Annotated in this window: 26 protein-coding genes and 1 pseudogene; all 27 read left to right on the top strand. The window is 43.0% G+C overall.

Annotated elements, in window-relative coordinates; all coding sequences use genetic code 11:
• Positions 1 to 156 precede the first annotated feature (156 nt).
• Positions 157 to 762 (top strand): nucleoside triphosphate pyrophosphatase, encoded by a 606-nt coding sequence (locus ACERC6_RS04245; protein WP_373627893.1) that lies wholly within the window; start codon positions 157 to 159, stop codon positions 760 to 762.
• A 76-nt stretch (positions 763 to 838) separates the two neighbouring features.
• Positions 839 to 2,305, top strand: coding sequence for an Rne/Rng family ribonuclease (locus ACERC6_RS04240; protein WP_373627891.1), 1,467 nt, complete (start codon positions 839 to 841; stop codon positions 2,303 to 2,305).
• Positions 2,306 to 2,826: 521 nt separating this feature from the next.
• Positions 2,827 to 3,138 carry a 30S ribosomal protein S10 gene (rpsJ, locus tag ACERC6_RS04235; RefSeq protein ID WP_003656991.1) on the top strand — a complete coding sequence of 104 codons (312 nt, stop codon included), beginning with the start codon at positions 2,827 to 2,829 and terminating at the stop codon, positions 3,136 to 3,138.
• Between the two features lie 50 nt (positions 3,139 to 3,188).
• Positions 3,189 to 3,827: a 50S ribosomal protein L3 gene (rplC, locus tag ACERC6_RS04230; RefSeq protein ID WP_373627889.1), complete on the top strand. Its 639-nt coding sequence runs from the start codon at positions 3,189 to 3,191 to the stop codon at positions 3,825 to 3,827.
• A gap of 14 nt (positions 3,828 to 3,841) precedes the next feature.
• Positions 3,842 to 4,444: a 50S ribosomal protein L4 gene (rplD, locus tag ACERC6_RS04225; protein ID WP_373627887.1), complete on the top strand. Its 603-nt coding sequence runs from the start codon at positions 3,842 to 3,844 to the stop codon at positions 4,442 to 4,444.
• On the top strand, positions 4,441 to 4,770 hold the full coding sequence (gene rplW, locus ACERC6_RS04220; protein WP_373627886.1) for a 50S ribosomal protein L23: 330 nt from the start codon (positions 4,441 to 4,443) through the stop codon (positions 4,768 to 4,770). The genes rplD and rplW overlap by 4 nt, the downstream gene beginning before the upstream one ends.
• A gap of 11 nt (positions 4,771 to 4,781) precedes the next feature.
• Positions 4,782 to 5,609, top strand: coding sequence for a 50S ribosomal protein L2 (gene rplB, locus ACERC6_RS04215; RefSeq protein WP_373627885.1), 828 nt, complete (start codon positions 4,782 to 4,784; stop codon positions 5,607 to 5,609).
• 12 nt (positions 5,610 to 5,621) lie between these two features.
• Positions 5,622 to 5,897: a 30S ribosomal protein S19 gene (gene rpsS, locus ACERC6_RS04210; RefSeq protein ID WP_284673950.1), complete on the top strand. Its 276-nt coding sequence runs from the start codon at positions 5,622 to 5,624 to the stop codon at positions 5,895 to 5,897.
• Between the two features lie 9 nt (positions 5,898 to 5,906).
• On the top strand, positions 5,907 to 6,236 hold the full coding sequence (gene rplV / locus ACERC6_RS04205; protein ID WP_036364312.1) for a 50S ribosomal protein L22: 330 nt from the start codon (positions 5,907 to 5,909) through the stop codon (positions 6,234 to 6,236).
• A 2-nt stretch (positions 6,237 to 6,238) separates the two neighbouring features.
• Positions 6,239 to 7,070: pseudogene (rpsC, locus tag ACERC6_RS04200) on the top strand (30S ribosomal protein S3).
• Positions 6,968 to 7,381 carry a 50S ribosomal protein L16 gene (gene rplP, locus ACERC6_RS04195; protein WP_029102635.1) on the top strand — a complete coding sequence of 138 codons (414 nt, stop codon included), beginning with the start codon at positions 6,968 to 6,970 and terminating at the stop codon, positions 7,379 to 7,381. Before rpsC ends, rplP begins: the two are co-directional and overlap by 103 nt.
• Positions 7,381 to 7,578, top strand: coding sequence for a 50S ribosomal protein L29 (gene rpmC, locus ACERC6_RS04190; RefSeq protein ID WP_036364307.1), 198 nt, complete (start codon positions 7,381 to 7,383; stop codon positions 7,576 to 7,578). Before rplP ends, rpmC begins: the two co-directional genes overlap by 1 nt.
• Positions 7,575 to 7,847, top strand: coding sequence for a 30S ribosomal protein S17 (gene rpsQ / locus ACERC6_RS04185; protein WP_373627883.1), 273 nt, complete (start codon positions 7,575 to 7,577; stop codon positions 7,845 to 7,847). The genes rpmC and rpsQ overlap by 4 nt, the downstream gene beginning before the upstream one ends.
• A 133-nt stretch (positions 7,848 to 7,980) precedes the next feature.
• Positions 7,981 to 8,349 (top strand): 50S ribosomal protein L14, encoded by a 369-nt coding sequence (gene rplN / locus ACERC6_RS04180; protein WP_029102638.1) that lies wholly within the window; start codon positions 7,981 to 7,983, stop codon positions 8,347 to 8,349.
• A 16-nt stretch (positions 8,350 to 8,365) separates the two neighbouring features.
• Complete coding sequence (gene rplX / locus ACERC6_RS04175; RefSeq protein ID WP_029102639.1) at positions 8,366 to 8,683, top strand: 50S ribosomal protein L24; 318 nt, start codon at positions 8,366 to 8,368, stop codon at positions 8,681 to 8,683.
• Between the two features lie 20 nt (positions 8,684 to 8,703).
• Positions 8,704 to 9,240, top strand: a complete 537-nt coding sequence (gene rplE / locus ACERC6_RS04170; RefSeq protein ID WP_373627880.1) for a 50S ribosomal protein L5 — start codon at positions 8,704 to 8,706, stop codon at positions 9,238 to 9,240.
• A 10-nt stretch (positions 9,241 to 9,250) separates the two neighbouring features.
• Positions 9,251 to 9,556, top strand: coding sequence for a 30S ribosomal protein S14 (rpsN, locus tag ACERC6_RS04165; protein WP_373627878.1), 306 nt, complete (start codon positions 9,251 to 9,253; stop codon positions 9,554 to 9,556).
• Positions 9,557 to 9,567: 11 nt separating this feature from the next.
• On the top strand, positions 9,568 to 9,966 hold the full coding sequence (gene rpsH, locus ACERC6_RS04160; protein ID WP_284673954.1) for a 30S ribosomal protein S8: 399 nt from the start codon (positions 9,568 to 9,570) through the stop codon (positions 9,964 to 9,966).
• 188 nt (positions 9,967 to 10,154) lie between these two features.
• The gene (rplF, locus tag ACERC6_RS04155) at positions 10,155 to 10,688 is read left to right on the top strand and encodes a 50S ribosomal protein L6 (RefSeq protein ID WP_373627876.1); all 534 of its coding nucleotides are present in this window, start codon (positions 10,155 to 10,157) and stop codon (positions 10,686 to 10,688) included.
• A 15-nt stretch (positions 10,689 to 10,703) separates the two neighbouring features.
• Positions 10,704 to 11,054 carry a 50S ribosomal protein L18 gene (gene rplR / locus ACERC6_RS04150; protein WP_284673956.1) on the top strand — a complete coding sequence of 117 codons (351 nt, stop codon included), beginning with the start codon at positions 10,704 to 10,706 and terminating at the stop codon, positions 11,052 to 11,054.
• A gap of 2 nt (positions 11,055 to 11,056) precedes the next feature.
• Positions 11,057 to 11,554: a 30S ribosomal protein S5 gene (gene rpsE / locus ACERC6_RS04145; RefSeq protein ID WP_284673957.1), complete on the top strand. Its 498-nt coding sequence runs from the start codon at positions 11,057 to 11,059 to the stop codon at positions 11,552 to 11,554.
• Between the two features lie 17 nt (positions 11,555 to 11,571).
• Positions 11,572 to 11,751 (top strand): 50S ribosomal protein L30, encoded by a 180-nt coding sequence (gene rpmD / locus ACERC6_RS04140; protein ID WP_284673958.1) that lies wholly within the window; start codon positions 11,572 to 11,574, stop codon positions 11,749 to 11,751.
• Complete coding sequence (rplO, locus tag ACERC6_RS04135) at positions 11,751 to 12,191, top strand: 50S ribosomal protein L15 (protein WP_373627873.1); 441 nt, start codon at positions 11,751 to 11,753, stop codon at positions 12,189 to 12,191. The genes rpmD and rplO overlap by 1 nt, the downstream gene beginning before the upstream one ends.
• 4 nt (positions 12,192 to 12,195) lie before the next feature.
• Positions 12,196 to 13,542: a preprotein translocase subunit SecY gene (gene secY / locus ACERC6_RS04130; protein ID WP_284673959.1), complete on the top strand. Its 1,347-nt coding sequence runs from the start codon at positions 12,196 to 12,198 to the stop codon at positions 13,540 to 13,542.
• A 23-nt stretch (positions 13,543 to 13,565) separates the two neighbouring features.
• Complete coding sequence (gene rpmJ / locus ACERC6_RS04125) at positions 13,566 to 13,682, top strand: 50S ribosomal protein L36 (RefSeq protein WP_036364264.1); 117 nt, start codon at positions 13,566 to 13,568, stop codon at positions 13,680 to 13,682.
• Between the two features lie 137 nt (positions 13,683 to 13,819).
• Positions 13,820 to 14,176: a 30S ribosomal protein S13 gene (gene rpsM / locus ACERC6_RS04120; RefSeq protein WP_373627869.1), complete on the top strand. Its 357-nt coding sequence runs from the start codon at positions 13,820 to 13,822 to the stop codon at positions 14,174 to 14,176.
• Between the two features lie 20 nt (positions 14,177 to 14,196).
• Entirely contained in the window at positions 14,197 to 14,589 is a 393-nt protein-coding gene (gene rpsK / locus ACERC6_RS04115) for a 30S ribosomal protein S11 (protein WP_036364258.1), read from the top strand.
• The last annotated feature ends 8 nt before the right edge of the window (positions 14,590 to 14,597 follow it).

Raw genomic sequence — 14,597 nt, 5'->3', positions numbered from 1 at the left:
AAAATTGACCATAAAAATCCCAAAAAAACCATGTGTCTTACTTGTTTTTGGGGTTTTTGGGTGTGAAATAAGGTATAATTTGAGCTTGTCGTGCTTTTTTAAGACTTTAAATGAAAGCTGGTTGGTCATGGGTACTGATAGATTAGAGGGTTTGGTATGCGTGTGATTTTGGCATCTACTTCGCCACGCCGTCAAGAGTTGCTAAGAGTGGCAGGTGTGGATTTTGATATCATGAATGCACCGATTGATGAATCTTGCTATGACAACGAGCGTGCGACAGATTATGCCATGCGTATGGTGCATGCCAAAGCGGATAGGGCGATTGAGCTGATGGGTGATGATGAAGCACTTATTATTACTGCAGACACCATTGGCGTGTTAGAAGATGGTCAGGTGCTGACTAAACCCACCGATAAAGACGATGCTTTTGCCATGTGGGCTAAGCTATCAGGGGCGACACATGAGATTTGGACGGCGGTGTGTGTCAGTGGTATTCAAGGTGGTCGATTGACTGCTAGGCAGAGCATGATTTGCCGTACTCAAGTCCACTTTGTGAAACTGAGCAATCAGATGATGGTGCGTTATTGGCAGACAGGCGAGCCTGCGGATAAAGCAGGAGCGTATGCCATTCAGGGCGGTGCGATGGCGTGGATTAAGGAAATTAACGGCAGTTATACCAATGTGGTGGGGTTACCCCTTGCTCAAACGCTAGAGCTGATGACTCAGGTGGTGGATATGATGAAAACTGATTGTACTAATTAAAACCAAAATATCACTCATTAAAAAACCAATCGTATTTAAATACAATTTACAAACAAACTTAAAAAGACCAATTAGCATGACCAAAGAAATTTTAATCAATCATCTGCCCATGCAGACACGCCTTGCTGTGGTACAAGATGGCGTACTTGATGAGATATACATTGAAAATCATCGTCAGCTAGGACAAGTTGGCGATGTTTATTTGGGAACGGTGGTGCGTATTTTGACAGGTATGCAGGCGGTCTTTGTGGATATTGGTTTGGCTCGTACAGCCTTTTTGCACATTGATGATGTGAAACAGTCCGCCCAAAAATCTAACTTTAAGATAGAGCAGTTATTTTATCAGGGTGAGCGTATCTTGGTGCAGATTATCAAAGGTGGGGTGGGGGATAAAGGGGTAAGATTGACCACGGACATTGCATTGGTCGGTCGTTATTTGGTCTATCGCCCTTTGGGTGTGGGTGTTGGCTTGTCATCACGCATTAAACCACAAAAAGAACGCCAACGATTAAAGCATGTGCTATCCACCCTAATAACACAAAAAGGCGTGATGGGGGGTGTCGTTGTGCGTACGGCAGCGACCAAGATGGATGAAGATGGTCTAGATGGGGATTTAAATCGTCTGTATCATCTTTGGCAGGCACTCAGCGATGGTTTCACCAAAGCTAAAACTCACAAGCTCAAACATCAGCTCATCCATCAAGAGCTACCCTTGCCTTTACGCCATCTAAGAGACAGTTCGTTTGATGATTTGCAAATTTGGGTGGATGATGAACAGATGTATCACAGTATTCAGGATTTTTTCTTGCAAATTGTGCCATCTGGTCTATCACAGCTTCATCGGTACGCCCACCATAAGCCACTGTTTGATAAGTACGATGTAGAAGAACAAATTCAGCAGGCACTAAAGAGTAGGGTTGATTTGCCTTTAGGCGGTTATTTGGTGATTGACCAAACCGAAGCCATGACAACCATTGATGTCAATACGGGTTCATATGTGGGTAAGCATTCGCCACAACAGACCATCTATCAGATTAACTTAGAGGCGGTTTGGGCTATTGTCAGACAGATTCGTTTGCGACAGCTTGGCGGTATCATCATTCTCGATTTTATTGACATGAAAGCACAGCACCATAAAGATGCGGTATTAAGCACCCTAAAGCACGAACTAAGCCGTGATAAGACGCCAACGCATATCATGTCCGTAAGTCCATTGGGGCTGATTGAGATGGCACGCAAACGAACCCATCAGAGCCTTGCTCAGCAGCTTTGTCAGCCTTGTGAGGCGTGTTGCGGTACTGGTATGGTAAAAAGTAACGAGACGGTTGCTTTTGAGATTATTCGCAAAATTGTGCAGACGATCGGGTGTTCTGCTCACAAGCCTATTGTCATTGATATTCTTGCTGCCCCAGTGGTGATAGACCATTTAGCTGTCCATGAAAAAAGCATGGTGCAACACTTGGAGCATACGCTCAATGCACAAATACAACTAAAAGTTGCCACCAACTATCATCAAGAGCAGTACGCCATCAGCCATCATTGATTATTTTTAAAAGATGATGTTAAAATAGCTGAAAAAATAAATGAGCCTGACGTTGTTTTTGGTATGGTTAATGAGATAAGCCCAAAAGATTGGGGTATGTTTGTCACAAAAACACAAGAGCCAATAAGCGAAGAATATCCAATAAAAATATTGTCATTCACCCATAAAAACTGAATAAAAAACTTGCATTAAGTCATTTTTAATGTATAATATGGTTTCATTATATTTTAGCGTTGCGCTTTTTGATCCGCTTTATCGTGATTGAAAAGAATAAATTTGATAAAAATTGTTCTCTACAAAAATGATAGAGAGTTAAAAAGGACAACGCCACAGCCGAAGCATCGTTTTTGGCACTATAACAACACCCCTGCTGTCTAGTAGTTTTTACATGACGGGCAGGGATTGGATTATTTTGTCTAAAAGCATTGCTTTTGACAAAAGAGTTGAAAAAAATGGTATAGCTGAAGTCATCTTGTGATGATGGAAGTTTTATAAAGCACTTAATTTAGGAGCTTGTTGGCATGGCTAACCAGAGAATCCGTATCCGACTAAAGTCTTTTGACCATCGTCTGATTGACCAGTCGGCACAAGAGATTGTCGATACTGCAAAGCGCACAGGCGCACAAGTTTGTGGCCCTGTTCCCTTGCCGACTCGTATTGAGCGGTTCAATGTATTGACATCACCACACGTCAACAAAGACGCTCGCGACCAGTATGAAATTCGCACCCACAAACGCATGATTGACATCGTACAGCCTACTGATAAAACAGTAGATGCATTGATGAAATTGGATTTGGCTGCCGGTGTTGATGTTCAAATCGCCCTAGGCTAATTGAACTTAACTGGTTTAATATAAACTATTATTAAAGTAAGAGGTCTAAAATGGCGATTGGTTTAGTCGGTAAAAAATGCGGCATGACCCGAATCTTTACTGAATCAGGTGTATCTATCCCTGTAACAGTAGTCGAGGTTGACGCAAACCGCATCTCTCAAATCAAAACAGTAGACACCGATGGCTATAACGCAATTCAAATCACTACTGGTGTGCGTCGTGACAGCCGTGTAACTGCTGCCCAAAAGGGACACTTCGCAAAAGCTGGCGTAGCCGCTGGTCGTGGTGTTTGGGAATTCCGTGCAGACGAGAGCGAATTAGAAGGTCGTGAAGTCGGTGCAAACATTTTGGTAGATTTATTTGAAGTTGGTCAGCTAGTTGATATTACTGGCCAGTCTAAAGGTAAAGGCTTCCAAGGTGGTGTAAAGCGTCACAACTTCCGCACTCAAGATGCAACTCACGGTAACTCTGTATCACACCGTGTACTTGGTTCTACTGGTCAAAACCAGACTCCAGGTAAAGTATTCAAAGGCAAAAAGATGCCAGGACAAATGGGTAACAAGCGTGTTACTGTACAAGGTCTTGAAATCGTGTCTATTGATGCTGAAAAAGGTGTACTGGTTATCAAAGGCGCACTTCCAGGTGCTAATGGTGGCGATGTAATCGTCCGTCCGTCAGTCAAAGCCTAGTTGAGGGGATTAACGTGAATTTAAAAACTGTTACAGGTGCGGCGGTTGAACTATCAGAAACGACTTTTGGTCGTGAGTTCAATGAAGCCTTGGTACACCAAGTCGTAACTGCATACCTAGCTGGTGCTCGTCAAGGTACTCGTGCACAAAAAACTCGTGGCGAAGTTTCTGGCGGTGGTAAAAAGCCATGGCGTCAAAAAGGTACTGGCCGTGCTCGTGCTGGTTCTATCCGTAGCCCAATTTGGGTTGGTGGTGGCCGTGCATTTGCAGCAAAACCACAAGACTGGTCACAAAAAGTAAATAGAAAAATGTATCGCGGTGCAATGCAATGCATTTTGGCAGAGCTAGTACGCCAAGAGCGTTTGGTATTGGTTGACAACATCACTGTTGATGCACCAAAAACCAAAGGTTTGGTTGTAAAATTAGCAGAGCTAAATGCACCACGCGCATTGATTGTTACTCATGAAGTTGATGAGAACTTGTACTTAGCTGCTCGCAATATCCCACATGTAAATGTATTAGGTACTCGTGAGGTTGACCCTGTAAGCTTGGTTTCTTTTGATAAAGTTATCATGACTGTGGAAGCTGCCAAACAATTTGAGGAGACACTAGCATGAGTAACGCAAGATTATATCAAGTGCTAAAAGCCCCTGTATTCTCTGAAAAATCTCAGCGTCTTGGCGACAGCTTGGGCGTTCAAGTTTTCAAAGTTGACAGCAATGCAACAAAACGCGACATCAAACAAGCTGTTGAGCTAATGTTTGAAGGTGTTGAGGTTGTTAAAGTAAACACCCTAAATACTAAAGGTAAAACTAAGCGTTTTGGTCGTGTTGTGGGCAAACGCTCTGATGTTAAAAAAGCGTATGTAACCTTAAAATCAGGTTCAGACGTACAAATCGGTGCTGGTGAGGAAGTCACTAGTGAAACAGCGACTAACGAATAAGGATACAAGACATGCCTATCGTAAAAGCAAAACCTATATCACCAGGTCGCCGCTTTGTTGAAAAAGTAGTGCATCCACACCTTTATAAAGGTCGTCCTTATGCACCACTTGTTGAATCAAAAGCAAAAACTGGTGGCCGTAACAACAACGGCCGTATCACTACCCGTCATATTGGTGGTGGTCACAAACAACATTACCGTCTGATTGACTTTAAACGCAATAAAGATGGTATCGTTGCAACTGTTGAACGCATTGAATACGATCCAAACCGTACTGCACACATTGCTCTATTAAAGTATGCAGATGGTGAGCGTCGTTATATCATTGCACCTAAAAAATTGGCTGTAGGCGATCAGGTTCAATCTGGTGAGAATTCTCCAATTCGTCCAGGTAACTGCTTGCCACTTAAAAATATCCCAGTGGGTACTGTTATTCACAACATCGAACTAAAAATCGGCAAGGGTGCACAAATCGCTCGTTCTGCTGGTGCTGCAGTTCAGCTGTTGGGTCGTGACGGTGCTTATGTGATTGTTCGTTTGCGTTCGGGCGAGACCCGTCGTATTCACGCTAATTGCCGTGCGGTTATTGGTGAAGTGTCTAACACTGAAAACAACCTAAAATCACTTGGTAAAGCAGGTGCAGCACGCTGGCGTGGTGTTCGTCCTACCGTTCGTGGTACGGCAATGAACCCGATTGATCACCCACACGGTGGTGGTGAAGGGCGCAACTTTGGTAAACATCCTACCAGTCCTTGGGGTCAGAAAGCTAAGGGTCTTAAGACTCGCTCTAACAAGCGTACTGACAATATGATCATCCGTCGCCGTCGTGCCAAGAAATAAAGGAAAAGTTTCATGCCTCGTTCATTGAAAAAAGGCCCATTTATCGATGCGCATTTGTTTGCCAAGGTTGAAGATGCTCTTGAGAGCAACAGTCGCAAACCAATCAAGACTTGGTCACGCCGCTCGATGATTCTGCCACAAATGGTAGGTCTAACCATCTCAGTTCACAATGGTCGTACTCATGTACCTGTTATTGTGAGCGAGCAAATGGTTGGCCATAAACTTGGTGAATTCGCCCCAACCCGTTCATATCGTGGTCATGGCGTTGATAAGAAATCTAAGAGATAAGGTGCTACCATGGAAGTAACTGCAAAATTACGTGGTGCTGCTATTTCGGCACAAAAAGTAAGATTGGTTGCGGACGAAGTTCGTGGTAAGCCAATTGAGCGCGCTTTGGATATCTTGACCTTTAGTAATAAAAAAGGTGCTAAACTGGTTAAGAAATGCTTGCAATCAGCCATTGCTAATGCTGAGCACAACAATGGCTTGGATATTGACACTTTGCGTGTTTCCACCATCTATGTTGATGAAGGCATTACTTTGAAGCGTATTATGCCCCGTGCCAAGGGTCGTGCTGACCGCATCAGCAAACGCACTTGTCACATCACTGTTAAAGTAGGAGCATAATCATGGGTCAAAAAGTTCATCCAATTGGTATTCGCTTGGGCGTTGTCAAAAAGCACAATGCAAACTGGTACGCAAGTCCAAAGCAATACTCAGAATACCTACTAAACGACTTTAAGGTGCGTGATTTTCTACGCAACAAGCTAAAAGAGGCAATGGTAAGTAATATTAGTATTGAGCGTCCTACGGGTGCTGCTAAGATTACCATTCACTCAGCTCGTCCTGGCGTGATTATCGGTAAGCAAGGAGCGGATATTGAAGCTCTGCAAAAAGAACTTACCAAAATCATGGGTGTTCCTGCACAAGTTAATATCAAGGAAATCACTCAGCCTGACCTAGATGCTCGTTTGGTTGCTGTTGGTATCGCCAACCAGCTAGAACGCCGTGTGATGTTCCGTCGTGCGATGAAGCGTGCGGTACAAAACAGCATGCGTTCAGGTGCTCAAGGTATTAAAGTTGAGCTATCTGGCCGTCTAGGCGGTGCAGAAATCGCTCGTACTGAGTGGTATCGTGAAGGTCGTGTGCCTCTACATACTCTTCGTGCTGACATCGATTACGCAGAAGTGCGTGCAGAAACCACTTATGGTACCATCGGTGTAAAAGTTTGGATTTTCCGTGGTGAAATTCTAGATGGCATGAACAGCGTCTATAACCCAGTGGTTGAAGAGAAAGCCCGTGCACCAAAACGCCGTGGCCGTACCAACAGCCGTCGTAATTCAGACAAGGGGTAAGCTATGTTGCAACCAAAACGTACCAAATTCCGTAAAATGCACAAAGGCCGTAATACAGGTCTTGCTCAACGCGGTAACACCGTTGCATTTGGTGAAATTGGTCTAAAATCTATCGGTCGTGGTCGCATGACTGCTCGCCAAATTGAAGCAGCTCGCCGTACCATTACTCGTCGCATTAAGCGTGGCGGTAAAATTTGGATTCGTGTATTCCCAGACAAGCCAATTACCGAGAAACCTTTAGAAGTTCGTATGGGTAAAGGTAAAGGTCCAGTTGAGTACTGGGTAGCTGAGATTAAGCCTGGTAAAATGCTATACGAAATCCAAGGTGTCAGCGAGGAATTAGCACGCGAAGCTCTAACTTTAGCATCGGCAAAACTACCCTTTAAAACAACTATTGTTAAACGGACGGTTATGTAATGAAAACCAACGAATTACGCGAAAAATCAGTAGAAGAGTTGGCTCAATTGCTTGACGAAAAGCAGCTTGATGCATTCCGTCTGCGTATGGCAAAAGCTACGGGTCAGCTGGGCAATACTCACGAAGTTAAGGCAAATCGTCGTACGATTGCAAAAATCTTGACTTTGATTAACGAAAAACAAAGAGGCGACGCATGAGCGAGAACATCCAAACTCAAGAAGTTGGCGTTATAACTGGTAAAGTTGTTAGCAACAAAATGGACAAATCTATTACCGTCCTTGTTGAACGCCAAATTCGCCACCCAATGTATGGCAAGCGAGTTCGCCGTTCTACCAAGCTAAAAGCTCACGACGAGAATAATGTTTGTCAAGAAGGCGATATCGTTCGTATCAAAGAAACTCGTCCTATCTCAAAAACCAAGTCTTGGACTTTGGTTGATGTGGTCGAGACTGCGGTAAAAATTTAAGTGATTTGCATTAAAAGTCATTTACTAGTATAATGTACATCTTTATAGATGTTCATCCATTAAATATGTACAAGCATTGTGCATATTTAATGGCGAATGGCTTTTATTGCTTTATTTATTATGGAGTAATGCGATGATTCAGACTGAAACAATGCTGGAAGTTGCAGATAACAGTGGTGCAAGACGCGTTCAATGTATCAAAGTACTGGGTGGCTCGCATCGTCGTTATGCATCAGTTGGCGACATTATCAAGGTAACGGTTAAAGAAGCCATTCCTCGTGGTCGTGTTAAAAAAGGCGACGTGATGAATGCGGTAGTTGTGCGCACTAAGAAAGGTGTGCGTCGTCCAGATGGTTCTGTATTACGTTTTGATGACAATGCGGCGGTTATTCTAAACAATAACAAAGCCCCAATTGCAACTCGTATTTTTGGACCTGTTACCCGTGAACTACGTGGTGAACAATTCATGAAAATTGTTTCACTAGCACCTGAAGTACTGTAACCTTTTAGAGGCTATTATGGCAAAGTTACGCAAAGGCGACACCGTGGTTGTGATTGCTGGCAAAGATAAAGGCAAGCAAGGCACAATTTTGGCGGTTAAAGCAGACCGTGTAAAAGTTGAAGGCATCAACATTGTAACCAAACACCAAAAACCTAACCAAATGCTAGGTAAAGAAGGTGGCATTGTTAAGCAAGAAGCATTTTTACACATTTCAAATGTTGCAATTTATAATGCAGCAACCCAAAAAGCAGATCGTGTTGCTTACCAGGTAAACGAAGAGGGCAAAAAAGTCCGTATCTATCGTTCTACTGGTGAAGTAGTGGCGACTGCATAAGAGACCAAGGGTATATAGTAATGGCAAGATTAAAATCTTTATACAATGACGAGCTAAAGCAAAAAATCAAAGATGAGCTTGGCTTGGAAAATGTAATGCAAGTGCCAAAAATCACCAAAATCACTCTAAACATGGGTGTTGGCGGTGCGGCACAGGATAAAAAACTATTAGAAGGTGCGTTGGCTGACATGACCGCAATCGCTGGTCAAAAGCCTGTAGTAACCAAAGCACGCAAATCAGTGGCTGGCTTCAAAATTCGTGAAGAATGGCCGATTGGTTGTAAAGTTACTCTTCGTGGCGAACAGATGTATGAATTCTTAGATCGTCTTATTGCCATTGCGATTCCTCGTATTCGTGATTTTCGTGGCTTTTCAGCAAAAGCATTTGATGGTCGTGGCAATTACTCATTGGGCATCAAAGAGCAGATCGTTTTCCCAGAAGTTGATTTTGATAAGATTGATCGCATCCGTGGTCTAGACGTCACTATCACTACTACAGCTGCTAATGATGATCAAGGTCGTGCATTGCTAAAAGCATTCGGCTTCCCATTTAGATAAGGTAAACGTTATGGCTAAGAAAAGCATGATTAATCGCGAACTAAAACGCGAAAAAACAGTTGCTAAGTACGCCGAAAAGCGTGCAAAATTAAAAGCGGTAATCAGTGACATCAATGCAAGTGATGAAGAGCGTCTAGATGCAATGCTTGCTCTGCAAACACTACCACGCAATTCTTCACCAGTACGCCTACGCAATCGTTGTGGCTTAACTGGTCGTCCACATGGTTATTTCCGTAAATTTGGTTTATCACGAAATAAATTGCGTGAGCGTGTAATGCAAGGTGATGTACCTGGCGTTCGTAAAGCAAGCTGGTAAGGAGTATCGCAATGAGTATGCAAGATCCTGTTGCTGATATGCTAACCCGCATTCGCAACGCACAATCAAGAAACAAGCCATCTGTTGCAATGCCTGCTTCTAAGCTTCGTAAATCTATTGCTGACCTATTGGTTGCAGAAGGTTACCTGGCTGGTGCAGAAGTTAGTGACATTGAGAATGGCAAAAAAGTTCTAACTGTAGAACTTAAGTACTACCAAGGAAAAGGCGTTATTGAGACTCTAAAACGCTACAGCCGTCCTGGTCTTCGTCAATACCGTGGTAAAGATGAGCTACCAAGTGTTCAAAAAGGCTTGGGTGTTGCCATCATTTCTACAAGCAAAGGCATCATGAGTGATCGTGCTGCTCGTGCTGCTGGTATTGGTGGTGAAGTAATAGCATTGGTTGCCTAATAAACAACTGATAAAATTACAAAAAGATAAAAATCCTTGGTTTACGCCAAGGATTTTTTCTGTTATAATAATTTGCTTATTTAAATAATCTCTAAGTTTTATGTACAAAACTTTTATTTTTATTTAAAAAAGCATGGTTTCATTGCCATCATTTGATGGCGTTTTATTATCATTTAAGGAAAACTCCTATGTCTCGTGTGGCTAAAGCCCCTGTAACGCTACCAGCTGGTACCAGCGTTACTTTGAACGGTCAGCAGGTTGAAGTTAAAGGCAAGAACGGTTCTTTGTTTTTACGCCTGCATGATTTGGTCGAGCTAAAACAAGAAGATGGCGTTGTTACGCTTTCTCCTATTGCTGACACTAAAGAAGCGTGGATGCACACTGGTACAGTGCGTGCATTAATCAACAACATGGTTCATGGTGTAAGTAATGGTTTTGAGCGTCGCCTACAACTTATCGGTGTTGGTTATCGTGCACAGGTTGCAGGTAACAAAGTAAACCTAAGCCTAGGCTTTTCTCATCCAATCGAGTATACGCTACCTGAAGGCGTTACTGCAGAAAGCCCAAGCCAAACTGAAATCGTTTTGAAATCAAGCGACAAGCAAAAGTTGGGTCAAGCAGCAGCAAAAATTCGTAGCTTCCGTCCGCCTGAGCCTTATAAAGGTAAAGGTGTTCGTTATAGCGACGAAGTGGTTCTTCGCAAAGAAGCTAAGAAAAAATAAGTAAGGTGAGCAAACATGTTCGATAAAAAATCAGCTCGTCTTCGCCGAGCGAAAAAAACCCGTGCACACATCCGTCACTTAGGCGTTAATCGTTTGACTGTCACTCGCACTCCACGCCATATCTATGCTCAAGTTATCTCACCAACAGGTGGTGTCGTTGTTGCTCAGGCTTCAACTTTAGATGCTACTCTTCGTTCTGGTGCTACTGGTAATGTTGAAGCAGCAAAAGCTGTTGGTGCACTCATCGCTGAGCGTGCAAAAGCAGCAGGCATCACTAAAGTTGCATTTGACCGTAGTGGTTTTAAATATCATGGCCGCGTAAAAGCACTAGCAGACGCAGCCCGTGAAAATGGATTGGAGTTCTAATCATGGCAAAAGTTGAACAAACTGATGGTTTGGTAGAAAAATTGGTTGTTGTTGATCGTGTAGCAAAAGTTGTAAAAGGCGGTCGTATCTTCTCTTTCACTGCTCTAACAGTAGTTGGTGATGGTAATGGTCGTGTAGGTTTTGGTCGTGGTAAAGCCCGTGAAGTGCCTGCTGCTATCCAAAAAGCACTTGAAGCTGCCAAGCGTAATATGATTACTGTTGAATTGGCAGGGCATACCCTACAACATCCAATCAACGCACGCCATGGTGCATCTAAAGTGTATATGCAACCAGCATCTGAAGGTACAGGTGTTATTGCTGGTGGTGCAATGCGTGCAGTTCTTGAAGTTGCAGGCGTTCAAAACGTATTGGCTAAGTGCTACGGCTCAACTAATGCAGCCAATGTTGTACAAGCGACTTTCAAAGGCTTGCGTGACATGGTTTCACCAGAACAAGTTGCCGCTAAGCGTGGTAAATCTATAGAAGAAATTTTGGGTTAAGAAGTAGGTAAGTTACGATGAAAACAATTAAAGTTACTCAAGTAAAATCGAGTAGTCATCGCTTAGCAAGCCACAAAGCTTGCCTAAAAGGTTTAGGACTACGTCGTATCGGTCATACTGTTGAAGTTGAAGACACTCCTTCAATTCGTGGTATGGTAAATCGTGTAAATTACATGGTTAAAGTGGAGGAAGCGTAATGGGTCTGCGTTTAAATGAATTAGCACCTGCACTAGGTGCAAAAAAGACCGCCCAGCGTCGTGGTCGTGGTATCGGTTCTGGTCTTGGTAAGACTGGTGGTCGTGGTATCAAAGGTCAAACTTCACGCTCAGGTTCAAGCATTCCAGCAGGTTTTGAAGGCGGTCAAATGCCGATCTATCGCCGTTTGCCAAAATTTGGTTTCACCAGCCAACTAGCACTAACTACTGCTGAAGTTCGTCTGTCTGAGCTAAATAAAATCGAAGGCGATGTGGTTAGCGTTGACACTCTAAAAGCTGCTAACATTATCCGTGGCGATATGAAGCGTGCTCGCGTCATCCTATCTGGCGAAATTAGCCGTGCTTTGACCTTTAAAGGTGTAAAAGTAACTAAAGGTGCAAAACAAGCAATCGAAGCTGCTGGCGGTAGCATCGAGGAGTAATGTCGTGTCAAAACATTCAGCGTCCAAATCAAATATTCCATTAAATCCTTTCGTATTTATCCGTAAATACGACGAGCTTTGGAATCGTATTCTTTTTTTAATTGGTGCGTTGATTGTTTATCGTCTAGGTTCACATGTACCTGTACCAGGCATGAATCCAATACGCTTGGCTGAGTTTTTTGAAGCTGGTGAGAATACTTTTTTGGGCATGTTTAACATGTTCTCTGGTGGTTCTCTTGAGCGTATGTCCATTATGGCACTTGGAATCATGCCTTATATCTCAGCATCGATTGTGGTGCAGATGATGTCGGCTGTTGTGCCTTCTTTGGAAGCACTTAAAAAAGAAGGTGAAGCAGGGCGTAGAACATTAAATAAATATACCCGCCAAGGTACTTTGGCATTGGCTTTTGTGCAGGCGGTGGGTATGTCGGCAGGGTTAATTTCACAGAATCTAACTCTATCGACAGGTTCGAGTTTCTATATTCCTGCGGTAACATCTCTTGTTGCAGGTTCCATGTTTTTGATGTGGTTGGGTGAACAAATTACTGAGCGTGGTATTGGTAACGGTATTTCTATGCTGATTCTTGCCAGTATTGTGGCAAGTGCACCAAACATGATTGGAGGCATCTTTGCTAATAGCACAGGTGGCAGTAAGGAGCTTTTAACCGCTTTCGTTTTTGCCATTTTGGGTATTGCTGTTACTGCTGCTATCGTCTTTATTGAACGAGCTCAACGCAGAGTGCCAGTGAACTATGCTCAAAAACAGCAGGAAGGACGCAAGGTTTATGCTCAGCAGCAATCTCATTTGCCATTAAAAATCAATATGGCGGGTGTGATTCCTGCAATTTTTGCCAGTTCTTTGCTTATGTTACCAGCCAGTTTGGGACATTTTTCAACTCCAACTGAAAACCCAACGCTGTTCCAAAGTTTTATTCAAAATATTTCTTTGGTTTTGCAGCCTGATGCACCGCTTTATTTACTGCTTTTTGGTGGGATGGTTATCTTCTTCTGTTATTTTTATACAGCTTTGATGTTCAATCCCAAAGAGGTTGCTGAAAACCTAAAGCGTAGTGGTGCATATATCCCAGGTATTAGACCTGGACAACAGACCAAGCGTTATTTAGACTTTGTTTTAAATCGCCTAACATTTATTGGTGCAATGTATATGGCAATCATTTGCTTGATGCCAATGATTGTACAATCATCATTTGGTCAAGCCATTCCGTTAGGTGGTACATCTTTATTGATTATGGTAGTTGTTTTGATGGATTTCATTGCTCAGATTCAAGCACATTTGATGACTCATCAATATCATAATCAGACTTTAATTAAATCGCCAAACAACCAATAGTTGGTGTACTTTAGGAGCATGACATGAAAGTTCAAGCATCAGTTAAAAAGATTTGCGGCAGTTGCAAAATTGTTCGTCGCAAAGGCAAGGTTCTAGTTATCTGTAGCTCAGAGCCACGCCACAAGCAACGCCAAGGTTAATTGTTACAAATTAATCCTTGCAAATTAGTAGCGGATAATGTATTATCCGCTAATTGCCATATCAATCTGTTATTTGAACAGATTGTTAGAGTAAACCTAGCAAATACAATTGTATTTGTGCTAATGGAGAGAAGTTAATGGCTCGTATTGCCGGTGTAAACATTCCGGACAACAAACACGCTGTGATTTCACTAACTTACATTTTTGGTATAGGTCGTACTACAGCTAAGCAAATCCTTGCTACTGTTGGTATCAACGAAACCACTAAAATTGGTCAGTTGGATGATGTACAGCTAGATGCTGTCCGTGCTGAAGTTGTAAATTACACTACTGAAGGTGACCTTCGTCGTGAAATTTCAATGAATATCAAGCGTTTGGTCGATTTGGGTTGCTACCGTGGTCTTCGCCACCGTCGTGGTCTACCTGTAAATGGTCAACGCACTAAAACTAACGCGCGTACCCGTAAAGGTCCACGCAAAGCAATTAAAAAGTAACTAATTTAGGAAGCTAAAAGATGGCAAAAGACACCCGTAGCCGCAAAAAAGTGGCTCGCCGTTCGGTATCTGAAGGTATCGCCCATATTCATGCGTCTTTTAATAACACCATTGTAACCATTACCGACCGTCAAGGTAATGCATTGGCTTGGGCCACCTCAGGTGGACAAGGCTTCCGTGGTTCACGTAAATCAACACCTTTTGCTGCACAGGTTGCTGCTGAAGTTGCTGGTAAAGCAGCTCAAGAAACCTATGGTGTTAAAAATGTTGATGTCTTGGTTAAAGGTCCAGGACCAGGTCGTGAGTCTGCGGTTCGTGCATTAGGTGCATTGGGTTATAAAATTAACAGCATTAGTGATGTAACCCCAATTCCACACAACGGCTGCCGCCCGCCTAAGAAACGCCGCGTTTAAGGAGAAAG

This window comes from Moraxella sp. E33BD (assembly GCF_041807865.1).
Lineage (GTDB): Bacteria > Pseudomonadota > Gammaproteobacteria > Pseudomonadales > Moraxellaceae > Moraxella > Moraxella haemolytica.
The sequence above is the reverse complement of the archived record's forward strand: the minus strand, read 5'-3'. Positions and strand labels throughout refer to the sequence as shown.